Consider the following 14881-nt stretch of genomic DNA (forward strand, 5'->3'; position numbering starts at 1 on the left):
GAAAATGAAACGCGTAGTAATTACCGGCATGGGGGCCGTTACACCCCTAGGCCATGATGTTGAAACAATGTGGAAGGGCCTGGTGGCAGGCAAAAGCGGTGTCGCTGAAGTGACCCATTTTGACACCAGCGAATTCACCACCAAAATCGCTGCCGAAATCAAGGATTTTGATCCAACCGAGCATATGCACCGCAAAGAAGCGAAGCGCAGCGATCCCTTTGTCTGGTATGCCTTGGTCGCTGCCCGCCAGGCCTGGAAGCAGTCGGGTCTGGAAGCTGCGGAACTGGATCCCGGCCGCATCGGCGTCATGGTCGGTTCCGGCATCGGCGGCATCACCACCTTCGAGCAGCAATACGATATGTATAAATCCGGCGGCGCCCGGCGCATCAGCCCGTTTTTCGTGCCGATGATGATTAGCAATATGGCAGCGGGTAATATCTCCATCGATTTGGGGGCCCAGGGTCCGGTGAGTTCTGTGGTCACCGCCTGCGCCACCGGCACCAATGCGATTGGCGACGCCTTCCGTTCCATTGCCCGCGGCGATGTGGATGTTATGATTGCCGGCGGCAGCGAAGCATCAATTACTCCCATGGGCATGGGCGGCTTTTGCGCGGCCCGGGCCCTTTCCACCCGCAATGATGAGCCGGAAGCGGCCAGTCGCCCCTTCGACGCCCAGCGTGACGGGTTTGTCATGGGCGAAGGCGCTGGTATCGTTGTCATGGAGAGCTTAGAGAGCGCTCAAGCGCGGGGCGCTACCATCCTCGCCGAAATCACCGGCTATGGTTCTGCTGGCGATGCGTTTCACGTGGTTCAGCCCCATCCCGAGGCAGCGGGCGGCGCCCGGGCCATGGAACTGGCAGTCAAAGAGTCTGGCTGGCAGCCCACCGATGTAGATTACATCAATGCCCACGGCACCAGCACCGAGTTCAACGACCGGCTGGAGACCACGGCAATCAGGAAGGTCTTTGGCGACCATGCCGATAAGCTGGTGGTGAACTCCACCAAGTCAATGTTGGGCCACCTCCTGGGGGCCGCCGGCGCCGTGGAGTTTATCGTCTGTATCCTGTCAATCCGGGATGGTTTAGTCCATCCGACCATCAATCTGACCACGCCGGATCCCGACTGCGATCTGGATTATGTCGCAGAAGGCGCCCGGAAAGCGCCGGTTCGCCGTGCAATCACTAACTCCCTTGGGTTCGGCGGCCACAACGCCACTTTGGCCGTTGCCGCCTGGGAGGATAAATAATGCTGGACCGGGCGAAGATTAAAGAGATTATCCCCCATCGGGAACCATTTCTGCTTTTGGACACAGTTACTGAACTAAAATCCGGCCACAGCGCCACGGGTAATTATTATGTGGATCCCGAGGCCGACTGGTTCCGGGGTCACTTCCCCGGTTATCCAGTGTTCCCCGGCGTTTTGCAGGTAGAATCCCTGGCCCAGCTGGGGGCGGTGGCAATCCTCTCTCAACCGGAGATGGCAGGCAAGCTTGCGCTCTTTGCCGGTTTGGAATCTGTGCGTTTCCGGCAGCAGGTATTGCCGGGGGCTACATTGAATCTTACAGTGGAGATAGTCAGGGCCCGCGCCAGTTTTGGCGTCGGTCAGGGCAGCGCCAGCGTCGACGGCAAGACCGTTCTCGAGTCGTCCCTGAAATTCGCCCTGGTTGCTGGAGGTAATAATGATGAAAATCGATGAGCTGGTAAAACTGATAGAAGCGGTGCGCACCAGCAATTATGATGAATTTACGTTGGAGACCGGCGATGTTAAACTCACACTGCGCCGGGGAGGCAAAGTGGAAGTTGCGAGCGCTCCCGTCTCCGCGCCGGCGCCAGCGCCGGAGACGCCGAGTTCCAATCCGGCCCCGGCTACACCTGCTCCCGTTGAGCAGCCCCGGGAGGAGGGGTTAATTGAAGTGACGGCGCCGATGGTGGGCACTTTTTACCGGGCGCCCGCCCCGGATGCTGACCCCTTTGTGGAGCCGGGCACCGTTGTCAAGCCCGGTGACACCCTGTGCATTTTGGAAGCGATGAAATTGATGAACGAGATTCAGGCCGAAACCGGGGGCGAAGTGGTGGAAGTCGCGGTGGAAAACGGCGAACTGGTGGAATTTGGTCAGTTGCTGTTTACCCTGCGGCCGACGAAATGAAGCGCGTACTAATCGCCAATCGGGGGGAGATTGCCCTCAGGGTAATCCGGGCCTGCCAGGAACTGGGTCTGGAAACAGTGGCAGTCTATGCGCAGGGGGACGAAGAGTCGCTGCACGTGCGGATGGCCGACGCCGCCTATTGCATCGGCCCTGCCCCTGCAACCCAGAGTTACCTGAATATGCAAAACATCCTCTCGGTGGCTGCCGGAACTGATTGTGACGCTATTCACCCCGGCTACGGATTTTTAGCGGAGAATGTTACCTTTGCTGAGCTCTGCGCCTCCTGTGGCATCACTTTTATCGGGCCGCCTGCCGGCGCCATCGAGGCCATGGGGAACAAGGATCAGGCCCGTAAGACAATGGCTGCCGCCGGAGTGCCGGTGGTTCCCGGAACCTCGGGGCTTAAAGACGCGGAATCGGCGTTACAGGAGGCAGAGAAGATTGGCTATCCTGTGCTGCTGAAAGCCGCCTCCGGTGGCGGCGGCAAGGGCATGCGCCTGGTGGATGCGGCCGAACAATTGCCCCGGGCCCTGGAAATGGCCCGGTCCGAGGCGGAGCAGGCCTTCTCCGATCCCACTGTATATATGGAGAAATTCGTTACAAAACCCAGACATGTAGAGATTCAGGTCCTTGCCGACAACCATGGCAATGTGATACATTTGGGCGAGCGGGAATGTTCGGTGCAGCGCCGCCACCAGAAGCTGGTGGAGGAGGCGCCCTGCCCGGCCCTGACCCCGCTGATGCGGGATGCCATGGGCGAGGCGGCTGTTAAAGCGGCCCTGGCTGTCAACTACAGCGGCGCCGGCACCGTTGAATTTTTGCTGGATGCCGAGGGGAACTTTTACTTTATGGAAATGAATACCCGTATTCAAGTAGAGCATCCGGTTACAGAAATGATCACCGGTATCGATTTGGTGCGGGCGCAATTACAGGTGGCGGCCGGCCGCAAGCTGACTTGGAGTCAGGAGGACATCAAATTCAACGGCTGGGCCATCGAATGCCGGATTAATGCTGAGGACCCGGAACATAATTTCCGTCCAGCGCCTGGGAAAATAACCAGCTGGCTTGCCCCGGGCGGGCCCTGGGTGCGGGTGGATGGAATTGCCTATGAAGGGTACCGGGTATTGCCCCATTACGACTCGATGATTGCAAAACTAATTGTCTGGGGACGCAACCGGGACGAGGCGATTGCCCGGATGAACCGGGCTCTGAATGAGACGGAAGTGGAGGGGATACCTACCACAATTCCGCTGCATCTGGAGATTATGGACAATCGGGAGTTTAAAAGCGGAACCTATGACACAGGACTGCTTGAACGCATGCTGAACAGGAGGTGAAAAGCATGGCTTTGTTCAGGAAGGAGAAATATACCAAGATAACACCCCGGACTTCCACCGTGGAGATGCCGGGCGATATTGCCAACAAATGTCCCGGCTGCAAGGCCGTGCTGATTGCCCGGGAGCTGGAAAAAAATATGCGGGTGTGCAACAAGTGTGGCCATCATTTTGGCCTCAAGGCCTGGGAACGGATTGAGCAGGTTACCGACCAGGGTAGTTTCAAGGAACTGAATAGCCACCTTGTTTCCGAAAACCCGCTGGAGTTTCCCGAATACGACCAGAAATTAGCCAAGGCCCAAAAGAACAGCGGCCTCAATGAGGCAGTGGTAACCGGCCATGGCACAATTGGCGGCATGCCCGCTTATGTAGGGGTGATGGCCCCGGAATACATGCTGGGCAGCATGGGTTCGGTGGTGGGCGAGAAATTGGCGCGGATGCTGGACCTGGCAGCCGACCATCAGACGCCGGCGATAATTTTCACGGCCTCTGGCGGCGCCCGGATGCAGGAGAGCATTTTCTCCCTGTTTCAGATGGCCAAGACCAGCGCCGCCCTGGCACGACTGGCCGAGAAGGGCGCGCTCTATATTTCCGTGCTCACCGATCCTACAACCGGCGGCGTCACCGCCAGTTTCGCGATGCTCGGCGATATAAATCTGGCTGAGCCCGGCGCCCTGATTGGGTTTGCCGGTCCCCGGGTAATTGAACAGACCATCAAGCAGCAGCTACCCGCCGGTTTCCAGCGCTCGGAGTTCTTGCTGGAACACGGGATGCTGGATATGGTGGTGCATCGGCACCAAATGAAAGAAACTCTCGCCGGATTGCTGAAGTTGCATGGGGGTGTGGCCAATGGCTGATTTTGATGTGCAACTGAATCAATTACAGGATAAAATCCGCGATTTGCAGAAGTTTGCCCGGGAAAATGAACTGGACCTCAGCCATGAGATCAAAGCCCTGGAAGAAAAGGCCGCCGATATCCGGGCCAAACTCTATGCCAATCTGGAACCCTGGCAAAAAGTACAATTGGCGCGGCATATCAAGCGACCGTCTACATTGGACTATATAAGCATGATTTTTACCGATTTTTATGAACTCCATGGCGACCGCCTGTTCCGGGATGACCCGGCGTTGGTGGGCGGTATTGCCCGCCTCGGCGATACACCGGTGACGGTTATAGGCCATCAGAAGGGTCGGGACACCAAGGAGAATATCAAGCGCAATTTCGGCATGCCCCATCCCGAGGGGTATCGCAAGGCGCTGCGTCTTATGGAACAGGCAGAGAAATTCCGCCGCCCCGTGATTTGTTTTATTGACACCCCCGGGGCCTATCCCGGGCTTGGCGCCGAAGAACGGGGCCAGGGCGAGGCAATTGCCCGCAATTTGCGGGAGATGGCGACCTTGCGCACCCCAATAATCAATCTGGTCACTGGCGAAGGCGGCAGCGGCGGTGCCCTCGCCCTGGGCGTGGGTGACAGCTTATTGATGCTGGACAACAGCATTTACTCGGTTATTTCCCCCGAAGGCTGTGCCGCCATCCTCTGGAAGGATGCCAGCCGGGCCAAAGAAGCAGCCGGCGTCTTGAAGCTCACCGCCCTGGACCTACAAGAATTGGGCGTGGCCGACGAGGTTATCCCCGAGCCGATGGGCGGTAGCCACAAAGACTGGCAGGCAACAGCAGCAGCCGTCAAAGAAGCCCTCGGTCGGCATCTGGATATCCTGGGCGATATCCCCAGCGAAAAACTTTTGGAGCGCCGCTGGCGCAAACTTGCCCAAATCGGCCGCTGGCAAGAACACTAACGGACAAGGGGACGGAGGTTCCCTGCGCCACCTGCCCATCTGGGGACGGAGGTTTGCCGGGCATTTTAAAGAATACTTAGAAAATGCAGCCCCTTTTTTGCCACGATAAGACAACCCCCTCTGGTTTGTAACAACCAAAGGGGGTTTTGCTATCGGCTAGTGTAGAATTGGCATTGTTTAACCCGCAGCAATCCGGACAAGGGACCTGTCCCCTTGTCCGGTTAAATGTGCATGTCGCCGGGCTTGATCCAGCCCCAGCGGCGCAGCACGTTTACCACCAGCAGGCTGATGATTGCCGGGCCGATAAAGTGGAGCAATAACACTTGCAATAAAACGTCCAGGGAGAAGCCCATGGCGGAGAAAGTGGCAATTTGGCCGACGAAACCGCTTGTCCCCATACCGGCGCCGGCGGGCAGGTTGACCATTCTGAACACTATTGTCGCCAGGGGTGCCAGGATGATTCCCGCCAGGGTGGGCGGAATTAAAATCCGTGGATTTTTGACGATATTACCAATCTGGAGCATTGAGGTCCCCAGGCCCATGGATAAGAGTCCGGAAATACCGTTATCCCGGTAACCGGCCACTGCAAAGCCCATCATCTGGGCGGCACAGCCCACGGTGGCGGCGCCGGCGGCAATTCCCTCCAGGCCGAGCATAATCGCCAGGGCGGCGCTGGAAATCGGCGCCGTTAGACAGAGGCCCATGATGGTTGCAACGAGGATACCCATTACGAAGGGCTGCTGCTCGGTGGCCCACATAATCAGCGCCCCCAGTCCGGTCATGCCGCTGTCGATGCCGGGACCGATAAAGGTGGCAACCAGATAACCGGCAGCTATTGTCGTCAGGGGCGTAATGATGATATCCACCTTGGTCTCGCCAGCGACGATTTTGCCAATCTCGGTTGCTATCAGCGCGGCGGCAAAACTGCCGGCCGGTCCTCCCAGTTGTTCTCCGGCTGCGCCGGTGATGACGCTGGCGAAGATGACCAGGTGCGGCGCCTTTAAACCGTAGGCAACGGCGACGCCAATCGCCGGCCCCATCAAGCTCATGGCCAGGGAGCCCATTTCTTCCAAAGCGGTAAGCCCCAGTTGTTCTCCCGCAGTGCGGACAATCAATCCAATGATCAAAGATGAAAACAATCCCAAAGCCATAAAGCTGAGGGCAGTAACAAAATAAGTGCGCGGTGATAATGAGACTCCTTTACGACGCAAAAATGCAAGCATATATACACCACCTATTTCTACAGTATAGCTGTATTTTACCCCATACCTACCTCCCTGCAAAGCCCCGGGAAAGCGCTTTACGATACACACCGGGGCGTATCTGTGCGCTGGTTTAAGAATCCCTGTTTTCGGGAATGCTTTTAGCAGCACTTCTCGTGAGGTGATTTGATGGCGAAAGAGCGGGAACAGTGGCGCAGCCGGGTTGGATTCGTGTTTGCCGCAGCCGGTTCGGCGGTGGGGCTGGGCAATATCTGGCGTTTTCCCACTGCGGCCGGTCTCAACGGTGGCGGCGCCTTTGTATTGGTGTATCTGATTCTAATTTTTGTCATCGGTATACCCTTGATGATGGTGGAATTAACCTTGGGCCGGCGCACCAAGCGCAGTGTAATCGGCGCTTTCAAGGTTTTGAAGCAGGGGAGCCCCTGGTGGTTGGTTGGAGCGCTGGGGGTTATCTCCGGGTTTGTGATTCTTTCCTTCTATTCGGTGATTGCCGGCTGGTGCCTGGCCTATGTGGTCAGTTACGCCACCGGTCAGTTTTCCGGGCTCTCGCCGGGGGGGATTGAAGATCAATTCCTGGCTCTGGTCAGTAATCCGGTAATCCCGGTGCTTTGGCATGCTCTGTTCATGGCGATGACCATTGGTGTAGTAATTCTGGGGGTGGCCAAAGGGATTGAGCGCTGGAGCAAAATCCTCATGCCGATACTCTTGGTGTTGCTGGTGGTCTTGGCTGTGCGATCAGTTACCTTGGAAGGGGCCAGCGAAGGTTTATATTGGCTGCTGAGGCCTGATTTCACGCGCCTGGACTTTTTGACCATCCTTGGCGCCCTCGGGCAGGTGTTCTTCAGTCTTAGCCTGGGGATGGGTGCAATGCTCACCTATGGCAGCTATCTGAGCAAAAAGGAGAACATTCCCGGCAGCGCTGCCTATATTGCCCTGACAGATGTGGGGATTGCCCTATTGGCCGGCCTGATTATTATACCGGCAGTGTTCGCCTTTGGCCTGGACCCGGATACAGGGCCGCCACTGATTTTCATCACGCTGCCAGCGGTGTTTCAAAGCATCCCCTTGGGTAATTTCTTTGGGCTGATGTTCTTTCTACTGATCAGTATCGCCGCTTTGACCTCGGCAATATCGCTCTTGGAAGTAGTGGTTGCCTGGTCGATTGATGAATTGGGCTGGCAGCGGCGCCGGTCCACAATCTTGTCAGGGTTGGCAATTTTTCTGCTGGGGATCCCCTCATCCCTATCGGAAGGGGTGTGGGCCGATTTCCAGATAATCGGGCTCAACATTCTCTCCTTTGCCGACTCCTTGACAGCAAACTTATTGCTGCCCCTGGGCGGCCTGCTGACAACGATATTCGTGGGTTGGGTCTGGGGCGCCAAAAAGGCCGTGGGAGAATTGGAAGAGAGCGGCGACTCCTTTGCATTCGGGGGTGTGTGGAGTGTGTTGGTGAAGTATGTGATGCCGCTAATCTTGATTTACATCCTCTATACGGGATTGTTCCCGGGGTAAACAGCAAACGCAGAGCCATGGCTCTGCGTTTTTACTTATTCTGGAGTCTTGGGTTTTTTTCGGCCGGAGAGAATGATTAGCACCCCGACTCCGATCAGGACCAGTGAGATTGTGGCCGTGCTCCCCAACTGTTGGAAATTGCCCAAATCATGCTCTCCTGCCCAGAGCAACAAACCATTGATCCCAATTACAAGACCGGGAATCAGGGGCCACCAACGTTCGCCGGGGTCTTGCTCTTTTCGTGTCTCCAGGATGAGAATCAGGAAAAAGGATCCGCAGAGCAAAAATAGCAGCGTGCTTACAGTCTCAGCGCCCAGGGCAAACCAGGCGGCGACCGAACCAAGCATTAATCCGGGGATTAGCAGCCCGAGATTGCCGCCCCGGGTGGCAAAATACACGCTAATCAGGACAATTGCTGGAATCCCTAAGAACAGGGGCAAGAACAGATCTTCAAAACCGCTTTCCGCCAGGGTGGTCACCAGGGCCAACAGTCCCAGTCCGCCGGCGGGAAAAATCGGCCAGTACTTCTCACCCCAGTCTTTACCGCGATGCAGGGTATGAATCAGGAGCACCCCGACAAAGGCCAGGGAAAAACCGCCCAGAAAAACTCCGCCGGGAACGTTACCTGGGATAAAGGTGATAGCAGCAAGCATCAGCGCAATCAGCGCGGGAATCAAGAAACCCAGCTGGCGCCGGAAACCGTAGAGAACACCAAACACAACTGCCACAGTCAGCGGCAACCAGCGGCCGTCCAAATTGGTGACCCAGTCAAAGCGGACCAGATTCACTACTCCGACCAAGGTCAGAATCATGCCGGGAATAAGTGGCCATGATTCATTTTGCTGGCGGGTATGGAGCGCCCAGGTGAGGATAAAGGCAACGCCCAGCAGGAGCGGGAGCAGCGAGTAGGAAAGATCAAACAGGCTGCGTAAGCCTACCATGCCAATAATCAGGCTGGCCAGCAACAGGCCGGAGGAGCGATTGACCTGCCAGTAATAGGCAAGACCTAGCGCTGCCAGCACCAACAGCATTACCGCTCTGCCTAGGTTGGCGAATTGTGCCGCCAAAAGGACGACGCCGATAGTAACTAAAATAATACCCAGTTTCCGTGCTTCCATACGAAACACCTCCTTGGCAACATTTTACCATACCCCGGTATAGATAATAGATTGTCACACAAATTTCAGGGAATAGTCTTTTTTTTTCGCGAATAGAATACAGGTGAAGGAGGCTGACCCGATGAGCGTGTACGACAAGGCCAGGGAGCTGGTGATAGAACTGCGTAAGGAGTCAACCTATACCGAGTTTGTCGAATGGCAGGAAAAGGTGCTGGCTGATCCAGACTTGAAGGCAATGCTTACCGATCTCCGTTCCAAGGAATTTGAGCTGCAAAAGCAAGAACTGTTGGGCCAGGAGGTGCCCGCTGAACAAAGAGCCAAACTCCATAGACTTTACGACGTTGTCCGGCTCAATCCGGCGCTGCGTCGCTACCTGGAGTTGGAGTACCGGTTTATCCAAATGATGATGGATATCCAGAAGACAATTAATGAAGCGATGCCAATAAAGCTTCCAGAAAAATAGAATTACGGAGGGGAGTTATTTGAAACTGTCGACCTTTTCAATTACGGCCCGTTGCCCGCAAACCGGGCGGGTCGGCGTCGCTGTGGCCACCGCCAGCATGGCGGTAGGGGCGTTGTGCCCAGTGGTTGTGCCGGAAATCGGAGCAGCGGCGACCCAGGCCTGGGTCAATCCTTTATTGGCGGAGACTGCGGTCCGCTATCTTGCCGACGGCCGGGATGCGGAAACAGCCTTGGAACTGGCCCTGAAGAAGGACAGCGATTGTCAGTATCGCCAGTTGGCAGTGGTGCCGGTTTCCGGGGCACCGGCAGCCTGGACGGGCGGAAAATGCGACCCCTTTGCCGGCCAGCATCTCGGTGAGGAGTGGGTGGTATTGGGCAATATGCTGAAAGGGATCCAGGTCCTGGATGCGGTCCATGCTTGTTTTGCCGCCGGCGCCGATATGGAGCTGTCTCAAAGACTGCTCAGGGCGCTGGAAGCCGGGGTTCAGGCTGGTGGCGACCGGCGGGGACTGGAATCGGCGGCTCTGATTGTGGCCGATGGGCCAGAATTTCCCTATGTGGACCTGCGGGTGGATTGGCATGAGCAGCCGGTGGCTGAGTTGCGGCGCCTCTATAATCTATGGAATAAACGGGTGCTACGCCATTACTCCGCGCTTCAGTCCCGGTTCAGCGATTATCGGGCGGCAGAATGTTGACACTGTTTTAGCAGCACTATACAATTAACTGGAGCAGGCAACTGCTTCCAGAAGGTAGCACAGGGTCGGGTGATGCCGGCCCTTAGTCTTTTATGCGAGGTGTCAGTTATGACAGTAAAAATTGTCGATTATGATCACAGTTATGCCGCCGGCGTCGCCCAGATGTGGAATGAGAGCGATGCCGCCTGGCCCTGGAGCTTTACCGGCGGTATCCCCATGACAGCCGAATTTGTCCGGGATTGGATGGATGATACAGATTACATATCATTGCAGGTGGCGGTGGAGCAAGAGCAGGTGTTGGGTTTTTGCCTGGTCACTGTTTACCCCAACGAACGGGATTGTTGTTATGTTCAGCTCCTCAATGTCAGTCCGGCCAGCCACGGCAAGGGTGTGGGCCGGGATTTGCTGAAGCGGGCAGTGGAAGCTGCCGCCGCCGGCAATTATCGGCGAATCGATCTCAATACTTGGGCTTCCAACAAAAAGGCGGTACCTTTGTATAAGAAATGCGGGTTCTTTTGGCTGGAAGATACCAGTGTATACATGCAGAATTTTGTGCCGGCAATTATGAATACCGATGCCGGCCGGGATTTCTTCGCCCGCCATGACTGGTACAGCACAACGGTCCGAGACCTGGATGTGGTCGAAGACAAAGAACAGTTCCATGGCAATGCGAGCTATCGTTACAAATGGCAGGCTGACGGCGATGTACTGGAAGTGGTTATCGACCGCGATTCCCAGGCAATCACCGCCCTAGGCACCAAGGAATTCTTCGCTGCTGCCTGGGCAGAACCAAAACCAATGACCAACAGTCCGCTTCAGGTCTATTGGCGTCTGGAGAACCGAAGTGATCGTGAACTTAGCTACGCCTTGGTGGCCAGCGGTCAAAAGGGAGTTGAAGGTAGCTTTCAGCAGGGCGGCAATGTTCGCGATGAGTTGGAGTTTTCGGCGGCTTTCAAGATAGGCGAAGAAGCGGGCCCCAGCGATAAGCCGCGGCGGGTTCCAGCTTCGGTAAGCTCTTCTTTGGTGGTGAATAACCAGCCCCTGCGCCTTGTCACCGGGATTCGGCCGATGCACCCTGTCCAAATTAACACTGGTCCTGAGCACCCGGCGGTTGCCAGTGGTAGCGAGACGGTGGTTGTGGTCAACTTGAAAGAAATGGCGGGTAAAGCTGTCCAGGGCAGAGCCCAATTTGCTGGCAGCGGAGTTGAGGCCAATCCCAAGGAGATTGATTTTTCCCTGTCGGCCCAGGAAACTACTGGAGTGCAGCTGACTATTCGCGGTAGAGAGTCCGGGGTCGGACGCCTGGTGATCAGCATCCAAACCGATGCCGGGCAGGAGCTGAGCGAGGTCGTGCCTGTAGCGGTACTGGGTAATGCCCCTGTTTGTTACCGCCAAGGTAAAAAGTTAGTGAGCCAGAATTCCCGCTTACGGGTTGAACTTGATTTGAAAGGCGGCAGAGCAGAGCTCTATGACCGGGCCACGGGTAAACTCGCCCTCGCTGTTTCGGCGCCGGCAGTGGGGCCAAACTATTGGCCTTCGGAGTTTCTCGGCAGTGAAGGGGAGCCGATTCTAACTACTGAAACTCTAGGCGTGCGTTTCCGCTCCGTCCACCAGCCAGAACTGGAGGTGGAGCGTCGGGTTTGGCTGCGGGAGGACAGATTGCTGGTTCAAAACCGGCTTTTGAACCGCGGCGCCCGGGAACTAAAGGTGAGCTTGGCCCAGAATGGCCATCTGGACTGGCTGGGTGGCGAAGAGCATCTCTATTTGCCCCAGGGGGATGAAGTTGTCCATCAGCGAATGGTCGCTGGGGGGTTTCCTGCTTTCGACAATGAGTTCCCGGATGAGACTGAGTCCATGGCCCAGCATTGGCTGGCTGTTACAATGCCCGGCAGCGGCCAGGTGGGTGGTTTTGCCTGGACCGGGGCCGCAAAGCATAAACTCTATTGGGGCCAGGCCGAACCCTATTACAATTTGACTATTCCTGCGGGCGAAAGTGTCTCGACGCCGGAGCTCTATGCAATCTGGGCCAGCGGCGACTGGCGGGCGGTGCAGCGCCATTGGCAGCAGTTAGCCCGCCGTCAGGCAAAGCAATTGCCCCTGCGCCCGGTAGTTACTATCGATGCGCAAGCGGAAACTGGTGATGGCCAGGAGCTGGCTGTTTCGGTGTATAACCGACGCAACCGGTCGCTCTCCGGCTCCCTGCATCTCCGATCCCAGGCTTGTAGCGTTGAGCCTTCGCTGCTGAACGTGAAAGATGCCTGCCGCAAGCATCCCGGCCGCTATCAGTGTACTGTCCGGGGCCGCACCGGCCTGGCCTCGGTGGAGGCCGTCCTGGAGACCCCCTTGCTCACCTATCGCCGCACGTTGCCGCTGCTAATTGCTGCCGACGCTCCGGTCCAGATAGAGAGGGGCGAGACCTGGACACTAAATAACGGCGCGCTTGCGCTGACAGTGTCACCCGAATTTGGCCTCATCACAAACCTGCTGGGCGCAGGAAGCGGACAGCTGGATAGCAATTGGCCGGAGCCGGCTGCCATTGGCCCGTTGAACCCGTGGTACGGCGGCATTCATCCAGTGCTCTATCCCCTGGGATTCCGGTTCCCGGGCAAGTTGCACAAGGCCGACCAGGTACAAATGGTGAAAATCGGCAGGTGGCAGGGGATGGAACTCCGCTGGTCCCGGTTTAGCTACGAGCAGTTGGCGGGGCTGGAACTGCGTGTACAGTATCTGCTTTTGCCCGGGGTAAACGTGCTGGCGGTGGTCCGGGAGCTCCTGAACCCCGCGGGCGTCGCCCTAACCTGCAATTGGGGCCTGGCAATGACTCCGGGTAACGCGCCCCAGGCCGTAGGTTACCCCGGCTTTGACGGCAGCAATGAGCGCTTGCGTTTAGGTAATACATTCACCAGCGTCAACAGCGAGGGGTATCTGGATGTTTATGGCTCCACCCAGCTGCGGGTGGTGACTAGGGAGCGCGTTACCGCCGTCAATTATCAGAACGGCCTGATTCTGCAAATCATGGCTCCGACCCCTGTCGCGCTCCAGGGCAACGGCGTACGGCGGGTGGATTATCTGGTCTTTGGCGACCCGGGCCAAGTCACCGAACTGACAACATCTCTGGACGGAAGTGAATAATGCGGGGCTGGTCCTTTGACTTTCTGTATCTCCGGGCGGGACAGGAGCCGATTCCCGGGGGCGCCGTGGTGGTTGAGGCCGGGGATGTGGTCTGGGCCGGCCCGGCTTCGGGGGCGCCGGTTCGCTGCACACACATGGGCGGAGTGGCGCTGCCGGGGTTTGTGGACGCCCATGTCCATCTGACAGCAACTGGCCTTGAGCTCACGGCCCTCAATGCTGGTGAATTTGACAATATCCCTGATTTGCTGGCCGCAATCGGGCGTCAGGTTCCCGACGTCAGCGGCGTTGTCCGGGTATGGGGTTTTGACCACGACCAGTATCGGGAGGGTCGTTACCCCACCCTGGCAGAACTGGATGCGGCTTGTCCCGACCATTTATTATGGATAAACCATATCGAAAGCCATGGCACTTTGGTGAACAGCAAGAGCTTGAACACCCTGGGTGTGGTCAGCAATCATGCCTTGTTGGTGGGGGTGGAAAACGGCATCGCCCGCCAATTCTTTATGGGCCGCATCACTCAGGAGCAGCGCCGCGCAGGGATCTGGGCGGCGGTGGAACTGGCCTTGGCCCGGGGGGTGACCAGTATTCACGCAATGGAAGGCGGGCGGCTGTTTCACAACCTGGACATTCTTGCGGTGCAGCAGCTTTTGCCGGAATTGCCAATCGACATTGTCCTCTACCCCCAGGTTACCGAGGTTGATTACGCTTTGTCTCTGGGCTTGAAGCAAATTGGCGGTTGTCTGCCCCTGGACGGGTCCAGCGGCGTCTACACTGCCGCCCTCACAAGCACCTACCACCAAAGCGATGAGCAGGGCCACCTCTATTTTTCCCGGGAGGAGCTGTTGGGCTTTGCCCGGGCTGCCCAGAAGGCCGGATTGCAGATGGCAATGCATGCCTGTGGCGATGCCGCCATCGATCTGGCCCTGGATGTGATTGAAATTGCCGCACGGGAGTATCCGGCGCCCCTGAGGCACCGGATTGAGCATTTCGAAATACCCCGCCGTGACCAGGCGCGGCGCTGCCGGGATTTAAATGTAATCTTATCCATGCAGCCGGCTTTTGACTGGTTCTGGGGCGGTCCGGACGGGGACTATGCCCGGACATTGGGGCCGGAGCGTTGGCAGGATGTCAATCCCCTGGGTTGGGCCGTTGCGGAGGGCCTGCCTGTGGCCGGCGGTTCCGACAGCGGCGTTACTCCCCTGAATCCGCTCTTGGGGATTCAGGCGGCCGTCAGCCACCATAACCCTGTTCAGCGGGTGGATGTGGCCCGGGCCCTGGCGATGTTTACCGAGGATGCTGCTCTGGCGGGCGGCGCCAAGGCTGGCCGGCTTGTGCCGGGCCAACGGGCAAATATTACCGTGCTGAGCGCCGACCCCCATACTGAGCCCGTTAATTCCATCCGCTACATTCCCGTGCTCGCCACCTTCGTCGGAGGAGAACTCCGCTACTGTCATTAATAAAA

Annotated in this window: 13 protein-coding genes; 11 read left to right on the top strand and 2 right to left on the bottom strand. The window is 57.3% G+C overall.

Going from position 1 to position 14881, the window contains the following annotated elements:
- The first annotated feature begins 4 nt into the window (after positions 1-4).
- The 6 genes from fabF to FH749_06320 are packed head-to-tail and all read left to right on the top strand — an operon-like array spanning position 5 to position 5277.
- Positions 5-1246: a beta-ketoacyl-ACP synthase II gene (fabF, locus tag FH749_06295; protein MTI95085.1), complete on the top strand. Its 1242-nt coding sequence runs from the start codon at positions 5-7 to the stop codon at positions 1244-1246.
- On the top strand, positions 1246-1695 hold the full coding sequence (gene fabZ / locus FH749_06300; GenBank protein ID MTI95086.1) for a 3-hydroxyacyl-ACP dehydratase FabZ: 450 nt from the start codon (positions 1246-1248) through the stop codon (positions 1693-1695). The genes fabF and fabZ overlap by 1 nt, the downstream gene beginning before the upstream one ends.
- A complete protein-coding gene (accB, locus tag FH749_06305; GenBank protein ID MTI95087.1) occupies positions 1682-2146 on the top strand; it encodes an acetyl-CoA carboxylase biotin carboxyl carrier protein in 465 nt (154 codons plus the stop codon). The genes fabZ and accB overlap by 14 nt, the downstream gene beginning before the upstream one ends.
- Positions 2143-3483: an acetyl-CoA carboxylase biotin carboxylase subunit gene (gene accC / locus FH749_06310; GenBank protein ID MTI95088.1), complete on the top strand. Its 1341-nt coding sequence runs from the start codon at positions 2143-2145 to the stop codon at positions 3481-3483. Before accB ends, accC begins: the two co-directional genes overlap by 4 nt.
- Positions 3484-3488: 5 nt before the next feature.
- Positions 3489-4337, top strand: a complete 849-nt coding sequence (locus FH749_06315; protein MTI95089.1) for an acetyl-CoA carboxylase carboxyltransferase subunit beta — start codon at positions 3489-3491, stop codon at positions 4335-4337.
- Positions 4330-5277 (top strand): acetyl-CoA carboxylase carboxyltransferase subunit alpha, encoded by a 948-nt coding sequence (locus FH749_06320; GenBank protein ID MTI95090.1) that lies wholly within the window; start codon positions 4330-4332, stop codon positions 5275-5277. The genes FH749_06315 and FH749_06320 overlap by 8 nt, the downstream gene beginning before the upstream one ends.
- 221 nt (positions 5278-5498) lie before the next feature.
- Here the strand turns inward: FH749_06320 and FH749_06325 are convergent, their stop codons facing one another.
- Positions 5499-6500, bottom strand: a complete 1002-nt coding sequence (locus FH749_06325) for a PTS sugar transporter subunit IIC (GenBank protein MTI95091.1) — start codon at positions 6498-6500, stop codon at positions 5499-5501.
- A 168-nt stretch (positions 6501-6668) separates the two neighbouring features.
- On the opposite strand from FH749_06325, the gene FH749_06330 reads away from it, so the two are divergent.
- Positions 6669-8012 carry a sodium-dependent transporter gene (locus FH749_06330; GenBank protein MTI95092.1) on the top strand — a complete coding sequence of 448 codons (1344 nt, stop codon included), beginning with the start codon at positions 6669-6671 and terminating at the stop codon, positions 8010-8012.
- Positions 8013-8047: 35 nt separating this feature from the next.
- Here the strand turns inward: FH749_06330 and FH749_06335 are convergent, their stop codons facing one another.
- A complete protein-coding gene (locus FH749_06335) occupies positions 8048-9130 on the bottom strand; it encodes a hypothetical protein (protein MTI95093.1) in 1083 nt (360 codons plus the stop codon).
- Positions 9131-9251: 121 nt separating this feature from the next.
- Between FH749_06335 and FH749_06340 the strand changes: the two genes are divergently transcribed.
- From FH749_06340 to FH749_06355, 4 genes are all read left to right on the top strand, one after another.
- On the top strand, positions 9252-9593 hold the full coding sequence (locus FH749_06340) for a YlbF family regulator (protein MTI95094.1): 342 nt from the start codon (positions 9252-9254) through the stop codon (positions 9591-9593).
- Between the two features lies 1 nt (position 9594).
- Positions 9595-10287, top strand: coding sequence for a DUF1028 domain-containing protein (locus FH749_06345; protein MTI95095.1), 693 nt, complete (start codon positions 9595-9597; stop codon positions 10285-10287).
- Between the two features lie 72 nt (positions 10288-10359).
- Entirely contained in the window at positions 10360-13419 is a 3060-nt protein-coding gene (locus FH749_06350) for a GNAT family N-acetyltransferase (protein ID MTI95096.1), read from the top strand.
- The gene (locus FH749_06355) at positions 13419-14876 is read left to right on the top strand and encodes an amidohydrolase family protein (protein ID MTI95097.1); all 1458 of its coding nucleotides are present in this window, start codon (positions 13419-13421) and stop codon (positions 14874-14876) included. The genes FH749_06350 and FH749_06355 overlap by 1 nt, the downstream gene beginning before the upstream one ends.
- Positions 14877-14881: the final 5 nt, after the last annotated feature.

This window comes from Bacillota bacterium (assembly GCA_009711825.1).
Classification (GTDB): domain Bacteria; phylum Bacillota; class Proteinivoracia; order UBA4975; family VEMY01; genus VEMY01.

What these genes read in the sequence shown, in the direction of transcription:
- FH749_06350 (MTI95096.1), top strand. Translation starts at nt 10,360, where the DNA reads ATGCCGGCCCTTAGTCTTTTATGCGAGGTGTCAGTTATGACAGTAAAA.
- accC (MTI95088.1), top strand. Translation starts at nt 2,143, where the DNA reads ATGAAGCGCGTACTAATCGCCAATCGGGGGGAGATTGCCCTCAGGGTA.
- FH749_06340 (MTI95094.1), top strand. Translation starts at nt 9,252, where the DNA reads ATGAGCGTGTACGACAAGGCCAGGGAGCTGGTGATAGAACTGCGTAAG.
- fabZ (MTI95086.1), top strand. Translation starts at nt 1,246, where the DNA reads ATGCTGGACCGGGCGAAGATTAAAGAGATTATCCCCCATCGGGAACCA.
- fabF (MTI95085.1), top strand. Translation starts at nt 5, where the DNA reads ATGAAACGCGTAGTAATTACCGGCATGGGGGCCGTTACACCCCTAGGC.
- FH749_06325 (MTI95091.1), bottom strand. Translation starts at nt 6,500, where the DNA reads ATGCTTGCATTTTTGCGTCGTAAAGGAGTCTCATTATCACCGCGCACT.
- FH749_06335 (MTI95093.1), bottom strand. Translation starts at nt 9,130, where the DNA reads ATGGAAGCACGGAAACTGGGTATTATTTTAGTTACTATCGGCGTCGTC.
- FH749_06320 (MTI95090.1), top strand. Translation starts at nt 4,330, where the DNA reads ATGGCTGATTTTGATGTGCAACTGAATCAATTACAGGATAAAATCCGC.
- FH749_06355 (MTI95097.1), top strand. Translation starts at nt 13,419, where the DNA reads ATGCGGGGCTGGTCCTTTGACTTTCTGTATCTCCGGGCGGGACAGGAG.
- FH749_06330 (MTI95092.1), top strand. Translation starts at nt 6,669, where the DNA reads ATGGCGAAAGAGCGGGAACAGTGGCGCAGCCGGGTTGGATTCGTGTTT.
- FH749_06315 (MTI95089.1), top strand. Translation starts at nt 3,489, where the DNA reads ATGGCTTTGTTCAGGAAGGAGAAATATACCAAGATAACACCCCGGACT.
- accB (MTI95087.1), top strand. Translation starts at nt 1,682, where the DNA reads ATGAAAATCGATGAGCTGGTAAAACTGATAGAAGCGGTGCGCACCAGC.